Origin of the sequence: Apilactobacillus bombintestini (assembly GCF_003627035.1) — a bacterium.
GTDB classification, from domain to species: Bacteria; Bacillota; Bacilli; order Lactobacillales; family Lactobacillaceae; genus Apilactobacillus; species Apilactobacillus bombintestini.
The window spans coordinates 280843-303227 of the sequence record NZ_CP032626.1 but is presented as its reverse complement, the minus strand read 5'-3'; the positions used below and the strand labels follow the sequence as shown (position 1 = coordinate 303227).

The 22385-nt window shown below is 35.6% G+C and carries 22 protein-coding genes; 3 read left to right on the top strand and 19 right to left on the bottom strand.

All coding sequences use genetic code 11. From position 1 onward, the window contains the following. Positions 1–4: 4 nt before the first annotated feature. The 3 genes from D7I45_RS01380 to D7I45_RS01370 are packed head-to-tail and all read right to left on the bottom strand — an operon-like array spanning position 5 to position 2937. Positions 5–964, bottom strand: coding sequence for an ABC transporter permease (locus tag D7I45_RS01380; RefSeq protein WP_120784010.1), 960 nt, complete (start codon positions 962–964; stop codon positions 5–7). A gap of 1 nt (position 965) precedes the next feature. Next, positions 966–1928, bottom strand: a complete 963-nt coding sequence (locus tag D7I45_RS01375) for an ATP-binding cassette domain-containing protein (protein WP_120784009.1) — start codon at positions 1926–1928, stop codon at positions 966–968. Next, positions 1921–2937: an ABC transporter ATP-binding protein gene (locus D7I45_RS01370; RefSeq protein WP_120784008.1), complete on the bottom strand. Its 1017-nt coding sequence runs from the start codon at positions 2935–2937 to the stop codon at positions 1921–1923. The genes D7I45_RS01375 and D7I45_RS01370 overlap by 8 nt, the downstream gene beginning before the upstream one ends. A gap of 383 nt (positions 2938–3320) precedes the next feature. On the opposite strand from D7I45_RS01370, the gene D7I45_RS01365 reads away from it, so the two are divergent. Beyond that, positions 3321–3524 carry a cold-shock protein gene (locus tag D7I45_RS01365; RefSeq protein ID WP_120784007.1) on the top strand — a complete coding sequence of 68 codons (204 nt, stop codon included), beginning with the start codon at positions 3321–3323 and terminating at the stop codon, positions 3522–3524. Between the two features lie 67 nt (positions 3525–3591). Here D7I45_RS01365 and D7I45_RS01360 read toward each other — a convergent pair whose 3' ends face one another. Continuing rightward, entirely contained in the window at positions 3592–4116 is a 525-nt protein-coding gene (locus tag D7I45_RS01360; protein ID WP_120784006.1) for a TetR/AcrR family transcriptional regulator, read from the bottom strand. Between the two features lie 176 nt (positions 4117–4292). Between D7I45_RS01360 and D7I45_RS01355 the strand changes: the two genes are divergently transcribed. Continuing rightward, a complete protein-coding gene (locus tag D7I45_RS01355) occupies positions 4293–4526 on the top strand; it encodes a P8 family protein (RefSeq protein ID WP_120784005.1) in 234 nt (77 codons plus the stop codon). 94 nt (positions 4527–4620) lie between these two features. Here D7I45_RS01355 and D7I45_RS01350 read toward each other — a convergent pair whose 3' ends face one another. Beyond that, positions 4621–4935 carry a DUF7671 family protein gene (locus D7I45_RS01350; protein ID WP_120784004.1) on the bottom strand — a complete coding sequence of 105 codons (315 nt, stop codon included), beginning with the start codon at positions 4933–4935 and terminating at the stop codon, positions 4621–4623. A 66-nt stretch (positions 4936–5001) separates the two neighbouring features. Between D7I45_RS01350 and D7I45_RS01345 the strand changes: the two genes are divergently transcribed. After that, positions 5002–5724 (top strand): YczE/YyaS/YitT family protein, encoded by a 723-nt coding sequence (locus D7I45_RS01345; protein WP_479688718.1) that lies wholly within the window; start codon positions 5002–5004, stop codon positions 5722–5724. Positions 5725–5745: 21 nt separating this feature from the next. On the opposite strand, the gene D7I45_RS01340 is transcribed toward D7I45_RS01345, so the two are convergent. The 14 genes from D7I45_RS01340 to fabI form a co-directional block, all read right to left on the bottom strand. Next, positions 5746–7485 carry a glycosyltransferase family protein gene (locus tag D7I45_RS01340; protein ID WP_120784002.1) on the bottom strand — a complete coding sequence of 580 codons (1740 nt, stop codon included), beginning with the start codon at positions 7483–7485 and terminating at the stop codon, positions 5746–5748. A gap of 88 nt (positions 7486–7573) precedes the next feature. Next, entirely contained in the window at positions 7574–8521 is a 948-nt protein-coding gene (locus tag D7I45_RS01335) for a DMT family transporter (RefSeq protein ID WP_120784001.1), read from the bottom strand. Positions 8522–8670: 149 nt separating this feature from the next. Beyond that, positions 8671–9609 carry a DMT family transporter gene (locus tag D7I45_RS01330; RefSeq protein WP_120784000.1) on the bottom strand — a complete coding sequence of 313 codons (939 nt, stop codon included), beginning with the start codon at positions 9607–9609 and terminating at the stop codon, positions 8671–8673. Between the two features lie 29 nt (positions 9610–9638). Continuing rightward, complete coding sequence (locus D7I45_RS01325; protein ID WP_120783999.1) at positions 9639–11036, bottom strand: APC family permease; 1398 nt, start codon at positions 11034–11036, stop codon at positions 9639–9641. A gap of 321 nt (positions 11037–11357) precedes the next feature. Further along, entirely contained in the window at positions 11358–12275 is a 918-nt protein-coding gene (locus tag D7I45_RS01320; protein ID WP_120783998.1) for a YczE/YyaS/YitT family protein, read from the bottom strand. A gap of 138 nt (positions 12276–12413) precedes the next feature. Continuing rightward, complete coding sequence (locus D7I45_RS01315) at positions 12414–15128, bottom strand: MMPL family transporter (RefSeq protein ID WP_120783997.1); 2715 nt, start codon at positions 15126–15128, stop codon at positions 12414–12416. Between the two features lie 13 nt (positions 15129–15141). Beyond that, positions 15142–15753: a TetR/AcrR family transcriptional regulator gene (locus D7I45_RS01310; protein WP_120783996.1), complete on the bottom strand. Its 612-nt coding sequence runs from the start codon at positions 15751–15753 to the stop codon at positions 15142–15144. A gap of 87 nt (positions 15754–15840) precedes the next feature. Next, positions 15841–16755 carry a DMT family transporter gene (locus tag D7I45_RS01305; protein ID WP_242446900.1) on the bottom strand — a complete coding sequence of 305 codons (915 nt, stop codon included), beginning with the start codon at positions 16753–16755 and terminating at the stop codon, positions 15841–15843. A gap of 97 nt (positions 16756–16852) precedes the next feature. Further along, a complete protein-coding gene (locus D7I45_RS01300) occupies positions 16853–17761 on the bottom strand; it encodes an aldo/keto reductase (RefSeq protein WP_120783994.1) in 909 nt (302 codons plus the stop codon). A 97-nt stretch (positions 17762–17858) separates the two neighbouring features. Further along, positions 17859–18854, bottom strand: coding sequence for a UDP-glucose 4-epimerase GalE (galE, locus tag D7I45_RS01295; protein ID WP_120783993.1), 996 nt, complete (start codon positions 18852–18854; stop codon positions 17859–17861). 141 nt (positions 18855–18995) lie between these two features. Further along, positions 18996–20234 carry a beta-ketoacyl-ACP synthase II gene (fabF, locus tag D7I45_RS01290; protein ID WP_120783992.1) on the bottom strand — a complete coding sequence of 413 codons (1239 nt, stop codon included), beginning with the start codon at positions 20232–20234 and terminating at the stop codon, positions 18996–18998. Positions 20235–20247: 13 nt separating this feature from the next. Continuing rightward, positions 20248–20691, bottom strand: coding sequence for a 3-hydroxyacyl-ACP dehydratase FabZ (gene fabZ / locus D7I45_RS01285; protein ID WP_120783991.1), 444 nt, complete (start codon positions 20689–20691; stop codon positions 20248–20250). Positions 20692–21013: 322 nt separating this feature from the next. Further along, positions 21014–21616 (bottom strand): 4'-phosphopantetheinyl transferase family protein, encoded by a 603-nt coding sequence (locus tag D7I45_RS01280; protein WP_120783990.1) that lies wholly within the window; start codon positions 21614–21616, stop codon positions 21014–21016. Continuing rightward, positions 21609–22370: an enoyl-ACP reductase FabI gene (gene fabI / locus D7I45_RS01275; RefSeq protein ID WP_120783989.1), complete on the bottom strand. Its 762-nt coding sequence runs from the start codon at positions 22368–22370 to the stop codon at positions 21609–21611. Before fabI ends, D7I45_RS01280 begins: the two co-directional genes overlap by 8 nt. Positions 22371–22385: the final 15 nt, after the last annotated feature.

Genomic DNA, 22385 nt, shown 5'->3' with positions numbered 1-22385 from the left:
CCTCCTAATCCACTCTAATTCGTGGATCAATAACACTTAGTGCGATATCGGATAATAACGTTCCTACTAGACTCAAGAATCCATATAGCAACACTAAAGCAGTCATTACCGTGTAATCACGGAAGTTCACAGCATTTAAGAATAAAAGTCCCATTCCCGGATAAGAAAAGATTTGTTCGGTAAATAAGGAACCACCCAATAAACCGGTAATGGAATATCCGGCAAACGCTGCGATAGGTAATAAGGCATTACGTAGGATATGATGCTTGTAAATGTTGTTCATAGAAACTCCTTTGGCTTGCGCAGTTTTTACATAGTTGGACTTTCTAGCATCAATTACGCCGGAACGTAGATATTGCGTGATTCCGGAAGTCGCAAACAACGCACCTAAAGTGGCCGGTAAAATCATATGATAGAAACGCGATAACGCTACTTCCATAAAGCCACTAGCGGTCGGCGTTACCGAACCAGCAGTTGGAAAGAGTCGTAAATCAAAACCTAAGATCCAGCAACCTAGCACTAACACTACGAAGAATGGAACTGACATAGTAGTGTAAGAATAAATTCTAACTAAAGTATCTTGTAGTTTTCCTTCGTGACGACCGGCATATAAGCCTAATGGCAACCCGATGGAATAAGTCATAATCATGGTTAATAACGCTAACCAGAAAGTATTTACTGCTCGAGAACCAATCACCGTAGTAACTGGTGCCTGGTATTCGTAACTGTTACCTAAATCACCATGAAATAAATGCACTATCCAGTTTCCATATTGTTGATACCAAGGATCATATAAACCATTTATTTTCATTAAATGATGTAGTTGTCCGGGCGATGCTTTGGGGTTAATCGAGCCGGTAAAGGGATCTCCCGGCAGTTGCTTAGCTAAGATAAAGACTAAAATACTTAAAATGATTAATTCAGGAATCATAATCAGTACGCGTCTTAAGATAGTTTTCCACATATCAGTCACCTTCCTCGAGGAATTCTTCGGGTATGGCTGCAAAATGACTTTCAGAAAGTTGGCGTAATGCTAAAGGCTCGCCCGCTTCGTCATAGTACTTGCTCATATTTGCTTGGTAATATTTTTCTACTGCTAAACGATGTTTTTTATGTGCCTCCCGATGATTAACATCAGATTCAGGAATGGAAGCTAATAAACGTTTAGTGTAGATGTGTTGGGGATGATTATAGATATCATCCCTAGTTCCTACTTCTACGATACGTCCCCGGTTCATAATCGCGATATGATTACACATATGCTTAACTACGCCTAAATCGTGGGAAATGAATAAGTAGGAAATATCAAATTCTTTTTGAATCTTTTTCATAAAGTTTAAAACTTGGGCTTGTACCGATAAATCCAACGCCGAGACGGGTTCATCCGCAACGATTAATTTGGGATGCGTAGCTACGGCGCGTGCCACCCCTATGCGTTGACGTTGCCCACCGGAGAACTGGTACGGATATTTATACATACTATCGGGACCTAACCCCACCGTTTCCAATAATTCGATTACTTTTAATTTTTCGTCTTGCTTACTTAATTTACTAAAGTTGCGCAGTGGTTCAGCAATAATATCGTAAATACGTTTTTCCGGATTCAAACTTAATTCCGGATCTTGAAAAATCATTTGAATTTCACGATTGTAATTTAGTTTTTTGCGATTCTTACGTTCAGTAACGTCTAAGCCTTGATATAACAGATTACCGTGCGTAGCATCTTGTAGTCCCACTACTACCTTGCCCGTAGTGGATTTACCTGACCCCGATTCACCGATTAAACCGTAAGTATCACCGCGACGGATAGTTAGTGAAACACCGTCTACGGCTTTTACATTATCGACAATGCGGTTAAAAAAGCCGCCACGAATGGGAAAATGTACTTTTAAATCTTTAATTTCTAGAATAACGGGGTTTTTAATCAACTAAATCACTGCCTTTCTTCGGAAATGCGAAGTGTTTATAACAGATACATCGTACCCAGTGGTGATTGTCTACGATATGCATTTTGGGGTCATCTTCGTGTTGGTTGTCGGCTACCCAAGGGATGCGAGAAGCGAATAAATCACCGTGGGTAGGCATTTTAACCAATGAGGGTACACTTCCTTCAATTACGTATAAATCATCGTCACCTTCGCTGTTTTGTGGCATAGAACGTAATAAAGAACGGGTATAGGGATGTTTGGGTTCATTAAAAATCTGTTCTACATTGCCTAGTTCTACAATTTGTCCCGCATACATAACGGCTACGCGGTCAGCAGTTTCAGCAACTACGCCTAAATCATGAGTAATTAAAATAATTCCACAATGATTTTTGATTTGAATACTTTTTAATAAGTCTAGAATCTGGGCTTGAATGGTTACATCCAAGGCGGTGGTAGGTTCGTCAGCAATAATTAAATCAGGTTCACAAGCGATAGCCATCGCAATTACGACCCGCTGGCGCATTCCACCGGATAATTGATGGGGAAATTCATTGATAATTACTTCTGGTTTGTGAATTCCTACTTGCGTTAATAAGGAAAGCACGCGTTGTTTTCTTTTAGAAGCATTATCTTTAGTGTGGTAAACCAAGGTTTCGGCTACTTGCTCGCCAATCGTTTTCAATGGATCTAGTGCTGATAACGGATCTTGAAAAATCATACCAATCTTTAATCCACGATATTGGTTAAGCTCGGCTTCGTTTAAATTAATTAAGTTAGTACCTGCAAAGATAGCCTTACCAGTGACTTTAGAATCGCTAGGATTTAGCAAACCCATAATGGATTCGGCTAAGGTTGATTTTCCACATCCGGACTCGCCCACTACTGCTAAAATCTCATCGTGATTTACATTAAGATCTATGTGACGAATCGCGGGATAAAAATCATTACCGATTTTAAAGTATGTAGTTAAATTCTCGATTGATAACAATGTCGGATTTGACTGTTTCATGATTTATCCTCCCTACTGATTTGTAATTTTGCATAATTCTAATTAAATTCTAATAAATAGTCGATACTTTTCTTAGAAATATTTTTATTAATTATCAATCGAGGGTTCTTCGCCTGATATCAGTGGCTTAAACGCTTATTTAAAGTACGTGATTTAAATGAGAATTTTTATCATTTTTAGGATCAAAAAGCCCCTTTTTTTAATTTATTTTTATTTTTGTTGACATTTCACCCCCCAATACTGTATATTTAAACCAATGTGTTACAGAGTTTCGAGTTTTTAAGGTCACTTGTTTTATAAGTTTTATGAAATAACTTCCTTGATTCAGGCTTACGGATACATTAAATTTAAGATGCACGATATGTGCAAGGAGGTTTCATATTATGAAACAAGGTACTGTTAAATGGTTCAACGCTGATAAAGGTTACGGATTCATCACTACTGATGATGGTGACGTATTCGTTCACTTCTCAGCTATCAACAAAGAAGGTTTCAAGACTCTAGAAGAAGGCGAAAAGGTTACATTGGACGTTGAAGACGGCGACCGTGGACCACAAGCTGCTAACGTTACACCTGTTGAAGGTTAATAACTAGTTAGAGTTAATAAAAAGAGCAATCAGAATTTTCTGATTGCTCTTTTTTTATGTTTAAAATTTAGTTAATTTTAAAATGCATGTACTTAGAAACAAAGATTACTAGTGATTGGATAGGTTCTTTCATCCCATCTTCTGTCCAAGTGATAATGATTTCCGTTAATCCCCCGGCGATTAAAGATACCAGCATCTTAGAAGATTCTTCTCTAGTTTCCAAAACGTTTTCATCAATTAAATCGGAAATGTAGTATTTAAAACGTTCCAATAAAATCATGGATAAATCGTTCTTCATAATCATTTCCATCATATCTTGATCTTCTTTTACAATTTCGAAAAGAATAGTTGCGATATCGGTTAGATTATGTGATTGGCTGGATGCTAATCTTTGTATAAAAGTAGTAAATGAACTATCAAAGCGATAAACAATAATATCTTTTTTACTATGGAAATTTCGATAATACGTCATTCGTGAAACATCAGCTTGTGCACAGATATCTTTCACATTTATCTCATCAAATGGCGTGGTCTTTAATAGTTCGAACATCCCATTTACAATTTTGTTTTTAGTTGCAAATTTATCTCTCATAAACTTCTGCCTCACTTTGTTATATTTATGAATATAAACGATATTTCCGTTTAATGCAAGTTATGTTATTACTTATCGATAGTTAGTGCCCTAAATAAATTATAAAACCATTAACAAATACTTGAATTGGTTATATAATGTTAAATGAGCTTTAAAAATATAAGGAGGAATTTATCATGGCACTAACTGCTGAAGAAAAAGTTGAAGAAAGAGAAAGAGTTCTAGACACACCTATGAACGAAGAATTCGATTGGTCAGATGACAAGGATCCAGTTCGTGATGCTCTTTGGAATCACTTTATGGAAGCAGATGGCAAGGATACTTTAGCTACTGAAGCTAAGATGCACCCTTACCTAGACATGACTAATGATGAAGTTAAGGAAAATGCTGAAAAGCTTCTAAAGAATTAGTATATTTTAATATATAAATTCGACGCTTAAACAAGCTCAACTTACTTATATATAAGCTCAACTGGTTTTAAAACGCCAAAAGAAAAGACTTGATTTAATTATCAAGTCTTTTTTTTGCGTCATTTATTTGTTCTTCATCTAAGAATTCACTAGTAAAACGTTGTAATGGCGTGAAATCATGACGGTCTTTGAATTTGACCGGATAAGTTTGCACTACTGCTACTAGCATGTTATTTTCGGTTAAAAATAATTGACCGATTTGTTTAAATTTACCTTTGGTGTGTTTTCCAGTACGCCAATTATGTAATTTGAAATCGCCGTGTGGATCTTTTTTAATTATGTAGTTACCAGATTTGTCAGTATCTACAGGGACCCCCACATAACGAGTTACTTTATATTTACCTTTCATTCGGTCAACCCCCTCACTTATACTTTATCATATTTTTAATAAGGATAAATGCAGATATGATATTATATAAGTAGAACATATTTAGGAGATGTTACTATCCAGTCGGAAAATTCATTAAAAACTAGAATTATTGCTTTAGTTTTTGGCCTATTGCTAAATGCTTTAGGTAACTCACTTACCATTGTTTCCGGTTGTGGTTCCGGTATTTGGACTGCTGCATCCGTTAACATTCATGAACTAGTTGGTATCGACGTAGGACTTATGATCTTTATTTTCGGAATCATCAATGCCCTTACCAACCAAGTGTTAATTCGTCATATCGATGTTTGGCGTTTTATCGAAGAAATGGTATTTATCACTTTCTTCAGTTACTTTATTCAAATTTTTGCTGATTTCTTCACTTCTTTAGGTTGGAATCACTTATCATTATTCATACGAGTTCCTATGGCACTTATCGGGGTTTGTTTCTTCTGTACTGCCATCTCATTATATCAACGTGCTAATTTATTTATGCACCCTAATGATGACACTACTAACATTTTACGTTTTCAATATCTAAAAGGTAGTGCGGTTAAATCACAACTATTAGATTTTGCCCCACCTATCATTATCATTTTGATTTGTGCTGTTTTTCTACATCGTATCTATTCAGTAAATATTGGAACTATCTTCTCTATTATTTGTAATGGTTTCATTATTCAAACTGCTGATAAATTAATTTTCCCAAGTCTAAAGCACAATGAAAACATCAACACACAATTAAAAGAACGTCGTCAAAATAAAAAATAATATTAAAAAAGAAGTATTTCATTAAGAAATACTTCTTTTATTTTTTCGTATTAATTTATAACCAGTCATCCCACTAATCCATAGTGATAATAATATCCAGGCAATTAAGGTAGTCCAAACAGAAATTAATAAACCTAAACGAGCATGATAATAAATCTCTAGGCGGTTAATTCCATGTTTGGCGCGAATAATCACACTACCAATTTCAGTATGATCATCAGCATCTACGTGTTTACCATTTAAAATTAAATGCGTACTTGGATATTGCACTACTGGCAATTGCATCTTATAACCATTGTGGTGAGAATTACGCCAAGTTAATAACAAGTGTCCATTATCCTTAATAGACTTTTGTACATTTCCTTGGTAATTAATGATTTCATCAAAGTAACTGCCGTATGGATGATAATCAAAATAATTATATGCGGTCATGTGATATTGTGCTGGTAAATAATCCGGCGTAGCTTTAGCCACTAATTGAATGGCTTGCTTAGGATTATTACTAGTTAAACTCTTACGCAATTTATTCATATCATCAGTTACAAAATAAACATTATAATCATTTTGCACTACTCCTGGTGATAAGAAGTAATTTACACCGCGTAAAACGGTACCTCCAGCATTGAAAATCAATATGCAGCCACCTATTATCAACAACGCATACTTAATCTTGTTTAGTGGTTGCAATACAAAGGCATCATTTATCATAATTCCCATACAAATTAACAAGAAGATAAAGGCAATTACCACAAAGCGACGTGGCATTTGAATTAGAAATGAGATGTTAGGAAACATGTTGTCTAAGGTTTGCCATGGAAAGGCTACAGAAGATAACCATAAAAACATCATCCCTGTAATAAAGATGGCCTTACGATCTCTAGTCAATTTCTTGAAATTCTTAATAAAGTAAATTGCCACTAAGATAAAGGCAACGGTATAAATTGGTGATAATACAAAGACGTTTTTACCAAATAACGCTACGGAATCTTCATGCATATCTAACTGTGGAGCTACTCCTAATGCATGATTAGTAATACTAATTTCAAAAGTTCCGTACCAAACGTTGGCAGTTAATAACAAAGTTAATAACACTGCATAGACAGCATGTCTAAACATTTTCCAACGATCTTTACAACGAATAATTCCAGAAATAAATAATGGAATTAATGCCAATGCTCCGGACAAACTACTTAACATATGAGTTTGTAATAACACTGACATAGGTAATGCTAATTTTAATACTTTAATTTCTTGATAATCCACCATGTCAAAACCAGCGGAAATTAGCCATGGTAATAAGGCTGCACCCCAGCCGGTAAATTGCATACCAACTACCCAGCCCATAATTAGAAAAGATAACATGTAGGATATACCTACTATTACCGCATAAATGCGCTTGATTTGGGTACGAAGTGCAAGACGATACATACTAATTCCACTAATGATCATAATGGATAGTGATGAAACTATTTGAAATCTCGCCCAACTACCGGTAATTAGTAACAATAGTCCGTTAACATACGCAGTTAGTGGCCCGTATAATGCATTAATGATTCTACCCGATTGTTGAAAACCGTAGATAGAGATGAAATAACTCCAGTTTCCGGTCTTTATTTGCATCATGGTATCGTAGAAACGATTCATGTGGAAAATGGAATCTACTCCTAAAATATACGCACCAGTCACTATCTGAGATAACAAGACAATGATGGCCACCCCGACAATAGTTAAATATGGCCAAGATTTTCTTAATTTATTCATTAATAGACTTCCTTATAGATATTAATATGAACATATTACCATAAAAAAACCACGTACTAAAACTTAGACGTGGTTAATTAATTATATTTTATTCTTCACTATGCTTGTCGATAGTTAATTTTCTATGTGACTTTTGTAGGATAAAGATAGCTAAAATAACTAATGCAGCACCGATAATTTCTACGAAGTTAACAGCGGCAGCAAAGAAAATAGCACTTAAGATAAAGGTTACTACTGGTTGAGTAGCATCAACTAAACTAACTACTTCAGATGGAGCAAAGTTTAAGGCATGTAGTAATAGGATAAATGGCAAAATAGTTCCTAATAGAATAATTCCACCTACTCCTAAAACAATACCGTTAGTTAAATGAGGTGCGTTAACCCATAAAGGTTGTCTTAAATTAAAGATAATTCCGGCAATTAAAGTACCCCAACCTAGAATAACCATAGGTGAGCTTTGGCCCACGATAGGACGTGGTAATACAACGTATAGCGCAGCAGTTACCCCTGATAAAATACCCCAAATTAATGAAGTACCACTAATGGATAATGAATCAAAATTACCACGAGTAAGTGATAGAACCACACCAGCTAGCGCAATAACGAAAACCAAAATATCGATTGGTAAAGGTTTACGACGTTGGAAAATAATTGATCCTAACAAAATAAATAATGGAGATAGGTATTGCAAAATAGTAGATGCATTAGCAGTACCTGTTTGCACACTCATAAAGAATGTGTATAAGTTAGCTCCAATCCCAAAAATCCCGTAAGCCACGATACAAATAAATGACTTCCAAGATGTAAAGACATTAAAAATGTGTCCTTTATAAACAATTGCAGAAATAATTAATAGTACTAAACCAGAAATCATGGTTCTAGTAGATAAAAACCATTGTGCTTCTAAATGTTCTTGTTGTGAAACAAATTGCAAAATGGTACCTGAAACACCCCATAAAGCAGAAGCTAAGAACGCCCAGAAGATTCCCTTCATGACGTTGGTTTCCACAACACCAGTTTCTTTTTCCTTTTCCATACTTTCACCTCATAAATTATCCTAATTTCCACAAATCAGGTTCTATATTCATATAGTTTTAGATTATCATAACTATATTGACTTGAAAACAATAAAAAACCATCTTCATAACAAAAATGGTCTTTTATATCTTCAAATTGATTTTTTAATTATCTAATATCTGGTGTCTTCTTAGCTTTCTTTTGATGTGATCTTTGTAAGAAGTAGATAGAAATGATGATGATAACAGCACCAATAGATTCTACTAAACTAGGAATTTGACCAAATACAATCATACTTAAAATAATAGTCATAACTGGTTCTACGGCATCTACGATACTGGATACTTCAGATGGAGCGAACTTCAAACTGTATAGCACAGCAGAGAATGCGAAGATAGTACCAATTAAGATAATTCCACCGATACCTAATACGATACCAGGGTTTAGCTTAGGAGCACCAGTCCAGAATGGGTGGTATAAGTTAAAACCAATTCCGGCGATTAAAGTACCCCAACCAAGTACTACAAAAGGTGAGTTTTCTTGTGAAAGTTTCTTAGGAACTGAGTAGTAAATAGCTGCAGAAACCGCAGATAGTAAACCAAAGATAATAGCAGGCATTGGAACGGATAATTCATGGAAACTACCGTTAGTAATAATTAGAAATACCCCTACTAATGCTAATAAGAAGGATAGTAAATCTGCCTTCAATGGTTTTCTTCTTAAGAAAATCACTCCGAATAATACGATAAAGATAGGTGCTAGGTATTGCAAGATAGTTGCAGTAGCAGCGTTACCTTTTTGAATACTTACATAGAAAGTAGACATGTTAACAGCTAAACCAAAGATAGCGTAGATAAATAATCTAATAATAGAATCCTTGCTCTTCCATACGTCAAAAACATGTTTTCCTACGTGAATTGAACCAATAATTAAAAGTAAAATACCAGCGAATAAGGTACGAACTGAGATAAACCATTCAGTAGGTACTGATTCGTTTTGTGATACAAATTGTGTAATAACTCCTGAAACACCCCATAGGGCTGAAGCCATAGCGGACCAAAAGATCCCTTTCATAACGTTTTCCGTTACTTTATGTTGCTTTTCCATAATTAAAACTCCCAACTTTTTGTAGTCAATTAACCATTTTCTTTATTAGAACGGCTATGACGGATTCCATATCCCAAATAAATACATAATCCAATAGCAAACCAAATTGCTGCGGTAATCCAAGTATCTACTGGTAATTTGAACAATAAGCAGATACATGCGATAGCTGAAATAATAGGTAGTACTGGATATAGTGGCACTTTGAAACCGTCGTTTTTAATATCTTTACGTTTTCTTAGCGGAATAATTCCGATAGACATAAAGGTAAATGCAATTAAGGTTCCGATATTTACTAAACTGGCTAATTTATCAAGTGAGAATAGTCCACCCATTGCAGCGATGACGATAGCTACGAAAATGATACTCTTTCTTGGCACTTTTCGTTTTTCGTCAATTTCACTTAATCTCTTAGGTAGTAAACCATCTCGTCCAATTGAATAAATTAAACGTGAACTACTGAAAATCATATTGACCATCATAGTAAACATACCAGCTAGAGCTCCTAGAGAAATCAACATCCCTAACTTATCCAAATGAATCATTTGCAATGCAAAGGTCACTGGATCTGAAACATCTAATTTAGTGTAAGTAACAATTCCTGTTAATACTACAGAAACTAAAATGTACAAGATAGTACAAATTACTAAAGTTCCGATTATTCCGATAGGCATAGTTTTTTTAGGATTTTTTACTTCTCCGGCAGAAGCCGCAATAACATCAAAACCTAAGTAAGCAAAGAATACTAAGGAAGCACCTTTGAATACTCCACTCATTCCGAATGGTAAGAATGGATTCCAGTTAGTAGGCTTTACGAAGAAAGCTCCTACCACCACGAAAATTATAATAATAGCAATCTTTACTAAAACCATAATATCATTCAAACGAGTTGATGATTTTACATCTCTAGTTAAAATCCATGAGATGAATAACACCACTAAAATAGCGATTAGATTCACATAAGTACCATGACTAGGATCGTAATTTCCTGAAATGGCCTTAGGTATTACAATGCCAAAATTCGCTAAAAATGATTGTAAGTATGCTGACCATCCTGCGGAAACCGTGGCTACCGACAACATGTATTCTAGAATTAATCCCCAACCGATAATCCAACCAGTTAGTTCACCGAAAATTACATTACCAAAAGTATAAGCACTCCCGGCAACTGGCAATGCGGATGAAAATTCTGCATAACACATTGCACATAGTGAACAAACTACTGTGGCTAGAATGAACGAAAGTGTAATTCCAGGTCCTGCGGTAGTGGCGGCAACTGTACCAGGTAAGATAAAGATACCTGTACCAATTACAGCACCAATTCCCATCATTATTAAATCCTTGGTACCAATAGTTCTTTTCAAATTGTGGTCTCGATCAATGAACTTGGCTAATGATGTCTTACGATTCACCTTAGACAGTATATTCATAAAATCCCCCCTATCTTTCTTTTTCAATAAATAAAAATCGCACTAGTTAAAATCTAACTAGTGCGATAAAAAAAGCACTAGAAAGCATAACTGTGACCAGCCATTTTTCTAGTGCTCGAAGTTTCCATAGTGAAATAATTTCTTCTGCGTACTATACTAAATAGCTAGTAATTTAAAGAAGAAATTATTATTATCTCGTTGTATTTTCTGAATAGAACAAGTCACCATGATGAAACCTCCGTATTAGTTTTATTTATTTATTTTTTTAGTTGTAAATAATGTTACCGAAAATTTTATAAAAATGCAAGGGATTTTTATCATTTATTTTTCATTTCTGTCTCGTAATTCATCATTCAAAGAGTCTAAACGCTTGCTCAAAATTAATTTAACTTGTTCATTCTTTCTAATTTCATCGCTAGTTCTTTTAATTAATTCCTCAATTTCAGCTTCGGAATAACCTGACATTTTTCTTTGCATAATGTAGGTATCTTTATATGCACCGTTAACAATGTCATATCCTAATCTTCCTAATTCAACTAAACCACTAGCAGCATTGTGTAAACTAGGTCTTACACTGAAGTGATCGATGTGTAGCATAATACGACGACTAACGGTATGGTTCCAGAAGTTAATTAAGGAACCAGCGAAAAAGGCAGTAAAGATTGTCATAATTCCAAATGGACCTCCTGCTAAGATAGCAACTACCATGATTAGAATATCTTGTGCACTTCTAACCTTGTTGTAACTAATGTTAGTTTTATCTGAAATGATTGGAGCAATGGCATCGTATGGCGATACTCCCAACTTAGTGGACATGTAAATAGATGTTCCTAGAGTAAATACCAAGATACCAATTACCGCATCAAAAATCATCATAGGTACGCTAATTTTTCCTGGGAAAATAGCAGCATAGATAGAAGAGAAATATTCAATTTCGTATCCTACTAATACCATGTTAAAAATAGTACCTAAACCAATTTGTTTACGATCAAAGATTAAAACTACAATAAATAGTACTAAGTTAGCTAATAATTGAAATGAACCTAGTGACATCCCCAACTTTGCAGACATCCCTGTGTTCATCGCAGTAAATGGGTCAATACCTACCTTACCAGAGCGCATAAATGCAGCTCCTAAGGCGATACAAGTAACTCCGATTAATGACATTAAAGCACGAAGAACAAAGTCTAGGGGCTTATTAATTACGTTTCTAGAATTATCAAATGAAATACTGTGCATTTTTATACCTTCTTTTCTTATGAATGCGCTTTCATTATAACCCTATTCTTACTACTTGGCAATTTTTTATACTTATTATCTAAAACAAAAATCCCCAAAGTGGCTATATAGCACACTTTGGGGATTTAATTTATTTATCTAGTCTTTTAGATGTTTAGGTCCTTTTTCATCATAAGTTAATTTGATTAATGCAGAAATTAACATAGGAATGATGAATACTAGGATAAATAGACCTACGATAACAGCGATAGCAACTTGGATTAGAGTTAATACTCCGGATGGCATTAAGGCAGCAAAGGTACCACCTAAGATAATGGCAGCGGAGATAACAACTGTTCCAATAACTGCTGCGGCATGTTGAATTTGTTTAGTTGGAGTAGGATCAACCTTACCGAATTCACGGTACTTCATCATTAGGAAGATACTGTAATCAACACCTAAAGCAATTAACATTACGAAGGTGAAGAATGGAGTATTCCAAGTTAAGAACTTGTCACCTAATACGAAAGTACTAATTAACTTAGTAATGCTTAGTGAAGTTAGGTAAGCAATAATTAGAGTTCCTAAGATGTAGAATGGTTGAAGAATTGATCTAGTGATAACCATTAGAGCAATCATAATACCTACTACCATGATAATAGCAGTTCTTACGAAGTCAGAACTTGCAATGTTCTTAGTATCAGAAGTCTTAGCAGTTTGACCACCAATAGCAACAGTGGAGTGACCTAGACTAGTACCACTAATCATGCTCTTAACCTTAGTTTGTAAGTGTTCTACTTGGTTCAAAGCACTTGTAGAGTTAGGGTCTTTATCTAAGACTACAGTAATCTTAGCAACCTTCTTGTTTTCTGATAGGTAAGTGTTCATAGAATTCTTGAAGGTCTTGCTCTTCAATACCTTTTCAGGAATGAAGAATTGATCAGCAGCTTTAGAATCAGATAGTGTGCTTAGGTAACTGTTTGCAGAACCTACACCATCTTCAATCTTACCAAGACCGTCACCAGCCTTAGATAGCTTGCTTTGTGTAGCTTTTAGTTCTTTAGCAAGAGCTTGAGCGTTGCTACCAATGTTCTTATCACTATTAGCAATACCCATTAATTCTTGTTGTAGTTGGCCTTCTAATTGACCTAAAGTAGCTTGTTGTTTGCTACCCATTTGTTGCAACATAGCAGCTACAATTTGCATTTGAGCTGGAGTCATTGGTTGACGAGCAGCAGCCATTTGTTGTTGTAGTGCCATGATAATTTGTTGACCATTAACACTGGTGTTACCTTGTTTACTCATAGCTTGAATAGTCTTCAATGAGTTACCAATGTTAGTAGCAGAAGAAGCGATGCCTTCTAGAGGAGCAGCGTTAAAGCTGGAACTCTTAGTACCCTTCTTAATAGTGTTTAGACCTTGTTTAGCGGTCTTCATCTTATTATTTAGAGTAGCTAATTGATCATTTACATATAATTGAGTAACTGGTGTACCACTTGGTTGAGTTACTGAAGCAACAGTCTTAACACCGTCTTGGTTACTTAATTGCTTAGTAATACGATCAATTTCATTTAATGCTTTTTCATTATTTAGCTTGTGGTTAGCTTTAATGTAAATAGTTGATGGTTCAGCAGTTCCCTTGGAGAAGTGCTTTTGAACAGTTAATAGTCCTTGTTTTGCAGGAACACTGTTGTGTAGTTCTACCCCATCATCATAGTTTAGGTTGTTCTTGTTCATTAATACGAATGGTACAGTAACAACTAGAACTAAAATGATAGCTGGAATAGTCCATCTAGTTGATTTTCTGGATAAGAAACTCCATAGTCTGTTTTCACCTTCACCATCAAAGTTCTTGGATGGCCAGAAGATGTGTTTTCCTAAAATAGACATGAAGAATGGGTTTAGAGTGGTTAATACTAGAAGTAATACCGCAACACCCACAGCAACACCAACGGCTGATTGGTAAATGGAGAACTTAGCTAATCCTAAGGTAGCAAAACCGATTAATACGGAAGTACCTGAGAATAAGATAGTCTTACCAGCAACTTTTCTAGCATCGATAGTAGCTTTTACATTATCTTTACCACGACTCAATTCTTCCTTGAATTGGTTGTATAGCAAGATGTTGTAATCAGTACCAATACCGAATAATACCACTACCATAAATACTCGAGTGAAGTTAGATAATGGGAATCCAAACGCTTGAACTAAGTTCATAACGATACTTAGAGAAACGATGAATGATACCCCTACTGTTAGAAGTGAAACTAATGGAACGATTGGGGATCTAAATACGATGATTAATACGATTAGAATAAATACAACCGCAATAACTTCAGTCTTCTTAATACCTTGTTCGGTAGAAACTCTAAAGTCATCGTTTAGAATATCCCCACCTGTTACATAGGTCTTTAGACCAGCTGTTTTAACTACTTTCTTTAGTTCATTGTTAACACTTTGAATTGAACGTTTCTTAGTAACGTTTAGTTGCACAATTTCGGTAGTTTTATCTTTAGAAACTAATTGTTTCTTAGTTGCGGAATTATCCATAGGTGCCGTAATTCCTTTAATACCGTATTGTGACTTGTTGTTCTTTAATTTCTTAATAGTAGCATTGATTTTGCTTTGATCATTTGAAGAAAGCTTCTTGTTACCATTATTGAATACCACGACAGTATCCATGGTATTACTGATTCCATGACCCCAATGGTCTTGGATGGTTTGCGCCACCTGACTTTGTGAGGAAGAAGGAATCTTAGTTTGACCCTTTTGAGCCACTAAGTTAGACATGTTTGGTAGAAAAATAACACTTAGAATAACTACTACTAACCAAGCAATTAAACTACCAGTATATTTCTTAATAAACTTTGGCATCTTTACACTCTCCTTAACCTTTAATATTGATTAAATCATTAGGCGCAATGCGTTGAGCAGCTTTAATGATTTCTGCGATTTTTTGTGGTGATTCAGGTTCATCCTTGCTCATCCAATAAACCACTATGTTCATTGAATAACCTAAGACAATTTCCATTACATAATCCTTCGGCACATTCGGATTAAAGTAAGTATGATCTTTAACGGATGAAAATGAATCCATAATCAAATCTTTAAACATTGTCTTAATTTTTCCTATAAAGTATGGGTCTCCGCTAGGACTAAGCAATGCAGATAATAATTTAGAATTTTTATAGAAATAATCTAGTGTTTTAATAACTAGGTTAGAAGGAACTTCTTCTTCCCTATCCGTAAAAGTTTTTAACTCTTCGGGAATCACGTTATTTAACACTTCTTTAATTTCACCCAATAATTTAGCTTCCACTTTATTTAATAAGTCGAATTTATCTAAATAATGAATGTAAAAAGTTCCACGACCGATACCAGCTGTTCTAGTCAAATCAGTAACGTTGATGTTGTTAAATCCTTTAGAATGGATTAATTGAACCAAAGCGTCTACTATTTGATTTTTAGTTTGTACCGTTCGCTTATCTTGCTTAACCATATTGACCCTCCCCTACTAGGAATTTTGAACATGTGTCCATTATAAAAACAACGTGAGAAGAAAGTCAACACGTTGTTCATTATTTTTCTATTCTGTTTTTTTATTACCTAAAGCTAGGATGAATACAGTACTTAATACTAGTAATCCACCCACTACTTCGTATCCGTTAAAGGAAGTGTTTAAGAAGATAATAGCTCCTACGGTAGCAGATAATGGTTCGAAGGTATCTAACATCCCCGCCACTGTAGGTGAAATAAATTTCAAACTACTGATGAAACATAGAAATGACATCATAGTTCCAAAGAAGACAATAAAGGCAACTCCTAATACGGTGCCTAAAGTCATCTTAGGCATTTCTACCCAGAATGGATGCACGATGGTAAATAAGATACCACCGACTAACATTGCCCAGCCTACTACTACAACTGAACTAAAATGTTTTAGTAAGTTAACAGGTAGCATAGTTTGAATACAACCGGCTAATGCTAATAGCAATCCACAAGTTAATGCAGGAGTAGAAATAGCTAATTGCGTTAAGTTACCTTTAGTAACTAATAACCAAGTTCCGACTAACGCAACCACTACCGCCACAAATTCATATCGATTAGGTAACTTGTGATAAAAAATTGCGGTAAAGATAACGATCAATACCGTACCTAAACTTTGTAAAATAGTAGCTGTTCCGGCATTACTTAAGTTAACGGTAACTAAGTATAAATATTGCACGGCAGCTAAACCAAAGATAGCGTAAGCAATAAATACAAAGACGTTTTTAGGCTTCTTCCATAATTGGGAAATAGATTCTTTTTTATAAAATTTAGTAAATAATAAAATTAAGATTCCAGAAATTCCCATCTTAATACCCATCAACCATTCAGGTGATAGATGATTATCTTGGAACAAGAACTGTGATACTGGTCCTTGAATTCCCCATAAAATAGCACCGGTTAAGGCTAATACCGCACCGATTAATCTCTTTTGTGCATTCGTTTTATTCTCCAAATCCATTCTCCATTCTTTTTTATGTATTGATACTATTATAAGACAAAATAAAAAGCGTTGTAACCACGTACAACGCTTTTTTGTAATCAATTATTGATTAGTCTTTGTAGTTAGCAGGTGAGTCGTCCCACTTGTCAACAGTATCTTGCATTTCACCGGTAGTGTGCCAAGTGAAGTCAGGGTACCATAAACTACGCTTTTCTTTATCGATTGCTTCGATAGCCTTCATGTCATCATCAGATAACTTGAAGTCAAAGATGTCAGAGTTTTGAATAATTCTTTCTTCATGTGATGACTTAGGAATAGTAATTACACCTTTTTGCCAGTCAAAGCGAAGAATTACTTGAGCAACTGACTTCTTGTACTTGTCAGCAATAGTCTTAATTTGTGGGTTGGATAATGCTTCCCCACCACCAAGTGGTGACCAAGCTTCCATTTGAATACCCGCATGGTTATTAAATTCTAAGATATCCTTTTCTTGGTTAATAGGATTGAATTCCATTTGGTTAACCGCTGGAACGATATCAGTGTGATCTAATAAGTCTTGTAATCTTTCATTGTCAAAGTTGGAAATACCAATAGCTCTAACTTTACCTTGACGGTATAGTTTTTCCATAGCTTTCCAAGTATCAATGTACTTGCCATCTACTGGCCAGTGCATTAGGTATAAGTCAATGTAAGTTAAGTCAAGACGCTTTAAAGTACCTTCTAGGGCATTTAAAGTGCTTTCGTAACCTTGATCACCGTTGAATAACTTAGTAGTGATGAATAAGTCATTTCTGTTTTGTCCGGTTGCAGCTAAACCTTCTTTGATACCTTCACCAACACCAGTTTCGTTTCCGTATTGCTTAGCAGTATCGATTAGGTGGTAACCCTTAACGATAGCATCTTTTACAGATTCTTTAGCACTAGTGTTGTCTGTCTTCCAAACACCAAGACCTAAACGAGGCATGTTAACGCCATTGTTTAGAGTAGTGGTTTCTTCTAGTCCTTCTAGTCTATTCATAGAAAATTCAGCCTCCTATTTGTTTATTTAATTCACAATTCATGATAAAGCCTATAGGATTCATTTTCAAGAATAAAGGACACATTATCATGAAATCTTAATCTTCTTCTTCGTATCCATTAGGATGCTTTTGTGTCCATTTCCAAGCACTAGCAATGATGTCAGCAACATTATCATGTTGTGGCTTCCAGCCTAATACTTCACGAGCCTTAGTAGAGTCAGCAACTAAAGTACTTGGGTCACCAGGACGACGTGGAGCATCTTCAGCAGGAATTTCTTTACCAGTAACTTTTCTAGCAGTTTCTAGCATTTCACGGTTAGAGAAACCAGTGGATGAACCTAGGTTAAATGCTTGTGAGTCGCCACCCTTTAGTAAACGATTCATAGCTAAAATATGAGCATCAGCTAAGTCCATAACGTGTACATAGTCACGTACGTTAGTACCATCTTTAGTTGGGTAGTCGTTACCAAAGATTTGTAACTTATCACGAGTACCTTGAGCTACTTGTAAGATGATAGGAATTAAGTGAGTTTCAGGTGAGTGGTCTTCACCAATGGAACCGTCCATCTTAGCACCACCAACGTTGAAGTATCTTAATGCAGTAAATTTAATGCCGTAAGCTACGTCAGCCCACTTCATCATCTTTTCCATCATTAACTTACTTTCACCATATGGGTTAGTTGGAACTTGTGAATCAGTTTCCTTAACTGGAATGCTTTCTGGTTCACCATAAGTAGCAGCAGTAGATGAGAATACGATGCATTTAACATCATGGTCACGCATTACTTCTAGTAAAGTGATCATACCACCAGTGTTGTTATCAAAGTATTTAAGTGGTTTTTCCATTGATTCAGGAACGATGGAGTTAGCAGCAAAGTGAATTACTCCGTCAATGTCTTCCTTATCAAATACGTCATTTAAGAATTCTTTATCACGAATGTCTCCGCGGTAGAATTTTGCTTTATCATTAACACTTTCTAAATGACCAGTAGCTAAGTTATCTACAACTACTACGTCAAAACCTTTTTCAATTAGGCGATCCACTGTGTGTGAACCAATGTATCCAGCCCCTCCGGGTACTAAGATTGCCATATTAAATATCGCTCCTTTATTTTTCTTATAATAATATTATCAACCAATTGTGCTTAAATATCAACACGTTGTTCAATATAAAAAGCCCCTTGATTTAAATTTAATTAAACCAAGGAGCTTTTAATTATTTTTAACTAATTATTAGTCGTTTTCGTATTTCTTGAATACAAGAACTGCGTTGTGACCACCGAAACCAAATGAGTTACTGATTTCGTAGTTAACTGGTGACTTCTTGTTGTCTTCGTTAACTAAATCAACGTGAACTTCTGGGTCGATGTTCTTAACACCGTAGTTAACAGGCATTTGTTGACGTTGTAGGGCACCAACCATGATAACAGCTTCAAGAGAACCAGCAGCACCTAGAGCATGACCAGTCATACCCTTTGTACTACTTACCTTGATGTGGTCGTTATCAGCAAATACTTCTTCGATAGCCTTTGATTCAGCTGAATCATTAGCATGAGTACTTGTACCGTGGGCGTTAACGTAGTCAACATCCTTAGTTGAGATACCAGCATCTTTAAGAGCTAACTTCATAGCATCTTTAGCACCAGAACCGTCAGGTCTTGGAGCAGTTAAGTGGTATGCATCACTGTTACTACCGTAACCAACAATTTCACCTAAGATGTTAGCACCACGTGCTTTAGCATGTTCTAGATCTTCTAGAACTAAAGTACCGGCACCTTCACCCATTACGAATCCATTTCTGTCCTTATCGAATGGGATTGAACCACCTTCGACAGTTTCTGAAGTGGATAATGCTGATAAAGCAGCGAATCCTGAAATACCTAGTTCGTTAACTGAAGCTTCAGAACCACCGGTAATCATCATCTTAGCTTTACCAAAACGGATGTAATCATATGCATCACCAATAGCATTAGTACCAGATGAACAAGCAGTAACGATAGCTTGACTAGTGTTTCTAGCATCTAAGTTAATAGAAATGTTACCAGCAGCCATGTTAATGATTGAGTTAGGAACGAAGAATGGAGATACACGACCTGGACCTTTTTTGTACATCTTAATGGCTTGTTCTTGGATAGTAGTTAAACCACCAATACCTGAACCATAGATAACACCTAGGTCATCTGGGTTGTATTCACCCTTCTTCAATCCAGCTTGTTCCATAGCTTCGTAAGCTGAATATAGAGCATAACGTGAAAAGTCGTCCATACGTTTGGCAACTTTCTTGTCGATACGCTTCTTAGGATCAAAGTCTTTAACTTCGGCAGCTAGTGTTACACCAGTATCTGAAGCATCAAATTTTGTAATAGGAGCAATACCAGTCTTAGAAGCAAAAATGTTATCTAAGAAGGTTTTTGCGTCGTTACCTAAAGGACTAACGGCACCTACCCCTGTAATTACTACACGATGTTGCATATAAATGTCCTCCTTATTTACGTTTTACATCAGGAACGATGAAGGTTAATTGTGCTTGACATGCTTTCTTTTCACCAACGTAAGCAGTGCAGTCCACAATTCCCATGTTTTTCTTTTGTTTACCCATAGTTACTTCGAAACGAATAACGTCTCCAGGTCTAACAATCTTTCTGAACTTAGCGTTCTTAATTTCACCTAAGTAAGCAGTCTTGTCTTTGTATTTTTCACTCTTTAAGATCAAGATTGAAGCAGTTTGTGCCATGGATTCAATGATTAAAACACCAGGCATAACTGGGTTACCAGGGAAGTGACCTTGGAAGAAGTTTTCATTGATAGTAACGTTCTTAGTTGCGACAACTTTTTCGCCGGGAACTAATTCGTCAACCTTATCGATGTAAATAATTGGGTATCTGTTTGGAATTAAATCCATAATTTCAGTAGTATTTAAAACACTCACAATAAGCACTCCTTAATTTATATTAAACAATTAAACTTTTTTGCATAATTAAACAATATTTTAATTCAATGGTATACCTTACCCGATTCGTAAAAACGACCAGGTGGGTAGAATTATTAATACATTTTAGTTTACCAATAAGTCCACCATCTTACAATCAAGCACCATTATTTTTGTAGTCATTATCGTCTTAAATGCGATAACAATGGGATTTATAGACGAATGTATAGTGTGACAAATATAAATAAGTATCCCTAAACATTGTCAGTGATTGGATTCGAAAATGAGTTTGCGTAACCCAAGTTACCCCGGACAAATATCACTAATTTTCGTAGGTAGCTAATGTTCCTACGTAACCCTTTCCTACTTTTATATCAGTTAATTTAAACTTGCGGTCTAATCGTTGTGCACTTTCTAGAGTATCCACATTAATGTCGACACTCTTGGCTTTACCGGATAATCCGGTGCCTAGAAGCTTCAATGTAGCTTCTTTAATAGTCCATAACTTAAGGGTGGTATCCCCATCGTCTTTCTCATCTAAATTAGATAAGTAGTTCAATTCATTATCCGTGAATGCACGAGTAATTCGTTGATAAGTAAATGGACGAAGTTTTTCGATATCAATTCCTAATTCTTTACCATTTTCGTTAACTGCTAATACAACTAAGTCGTAGGAATTAGCGATATTAAATTGAAAATCATTAGACTTTAGAAATGGCTTACCATGATCGCCATGATAAAACAAATCGCCGTGCAATAATTCATCAATACTAATTCCCATATAGTCAGCTAACATCAAATTACCTACGATAGCTTGACGTTGATTATATTTATTAAAATCTACGCCAGCTTTTTTGAAGATATCTTGATATTTAGGATTTTGAATAGAATCAATAAAGATTTTTGTATCATCAATATTAAGCAAGTAAATGAACACCCTTATCAGCGTAAATGATGTCACCAGTTAAACCAGTTGATAGGTCACTCATTAAGAAGGTAGCAACGTTACCAACTTGAGTAGTATCAACAGGTTCACCATCAACAGTTCTTGCCTTAGATTCTTTTAGTAAGTCACCGTGGTTCTTGATACCAGTAACAGCAAGAGTCTTGATAGCACCAGCTGAAATAGCGTTAACACGGATCTTGTTAGGACCTAAGTCACTAGCTAAGTATCTTACGTTTGATTCTAGAGCAGCTTTAGCAACACCCATCATGTTGTATGAAGGGATAGCACGAGTTGAACCCATGTAAGTTAAAGTAGCAATACTACCAGATGGGTTCATAATACGACTTGCGAAACGTGATACTGAAATTAATGAGTAAGCACTAACGTCTTGAGCTAGGTTGTAACCATCTTTTTCAACATCGATTACGCCACCTTCAAGAGTCTTCTTGTCAGCGTAAGCAATAGCATGAACAACACCATCAATGTTTCCATACTTTTCATGGATTTCATTGAAAGTATTTTCAACGTTACTGTCTTCAGCAACATCACATTCAATCATTGGAGTTCCTTCTGGAACTAATTTTTCAAGTTGACGCTTTAGACGGTCATTTTGGTAAGTTAAGATAACTTTAGCACCGTTATCTAATAATGACTTAGCACAACCCCAAGCAATACTACGCTTGTTTGCAACACCCATAACAACAATAGTTTTTCCATCTAATAAATTTGACATTTGATTTGGCCTCCT

Excerpts from the sequence above, each read along its gene's own strand:
- D7I45_RS01335 (WP_120784001.1), bottom strand. The coding sequence starts at position 8,521 with ATGGAAAAGGAAAAAGAAACTGGTGTTGTGGAAACCAACGTCATGAAG.
- fabF (WP_120783992.1), bottom strand. The coding sequence starts at position 20,234 with ATGCAACATCGTGTAGTAATTACAGGGGTAGGTGCCGTTAGTCCTTTA.
- D7I45_RS01320 (WP_120783998.1), bottom strand. The coding sequence starts at position 12,275 with ATGCACAGTATTTCATTTGATAATTCTAGAAACGTAATTAATAAGCCC.
- fabI (WP_120783989.1), bottom strand. The coding sequence starts at position 22,370 with ATGTCAAATTTATTAGATGGAAAAACTATTGTTGTTATGGGTGTTGCA.
- D7I45_RS01360 (WP_120784006.1), bottom strand. The coding sequence starts at position 4,116 with ATGAGAGATAAATTTGCAACTAAAAACAAAATTGTAAATGGGATGTTC.
- D7I45_RS01355 (WP_120784005.1), top strand. The coding sequence starts at position 4,293 with ATGGCACTAACTGCTGAAGAAAAAGTTGAAGAAAGAGAAAGAGTTCTA.
- D7I45_RS01370 (WP_120784008.1), bottom strand. The coding sequence starts at position 2,937 with ATGAAACAGTCAAATCCGACATTGTTATCAATCGAGAATTTAACTACA.
- D7I45_RS01330 (WP_120784000.1), bottom strand. The coding sequence starts at position 9,609 with ATGGAAAAGCAACATAAAGTAACGGAAAACGTTATGAAAGGGATCTTT.
- D7I45_RS01300 (WP_120783994.1), bottom strand. The coding sequence starts at position 17,761 with ATGAATAGACTAGAAGGACTAGAAGAAACCACTACTCTAAACAATGGC.
- D7I45_RS01315 (WP_120783997.1), bottom strand. The coding sequence starts at position 15,128 with ATGCCAAAGTTTATTAAGAAATATACTGGTAGTTTAATTGCTTGGTTA.
- D7I45_RS01350 (WP_120784004.1), bottom strand. The coding sequence starts at position 4,935 with ATGAAAGGTAAATATAAAGTAACTCGTTATGTGGGGGTCCCTGTAGAT.
- galE (WP_120783993.1), bottom strand. The coding sequence starts at position 18,854 with ATGGCAATCTTAGTACCCGGAGGGGCTGGATACATTGGTTCACACACA.
- D7I45_RS01325 (WP_120783999.1), bottom strand. The coding sequence starts at position 11,036 with ATGAATATACTGTCTAAGGTGAATCGTAAGACATCATTAGCCAAGTTC.
- D7I45_RS01310 (WP_120783996.1), bottom strand. The coding sequence starts at position 15,753 with ATGGTTAAGCAAGATAAGCGAACGGTACAAACTAAAAATCAAATAGTA.
- D7I45_RS01380 (WP_120784010.1), bottom strand. The coding sequence starts at position 964 with ATGTGGAAAACTATCTTAAGACGCGTACTGATTATGATTCCTGAATTA.
- D7I45_RS01365 (WP_120784007.1), top strand. The coding sequence starts at position 3,321 with ATGAAACAAGGTACTGTTAAATGGTTCAACGCTGATAAAGGTTACGGA.
- D7I45_RS01340 (WP_120784002.1), bottom strand. The coding sequence starts at position 7,485 with ATGAATAAATTAAGAAAATCTTGGCCATATTTAACTATTGTCGGGGTG.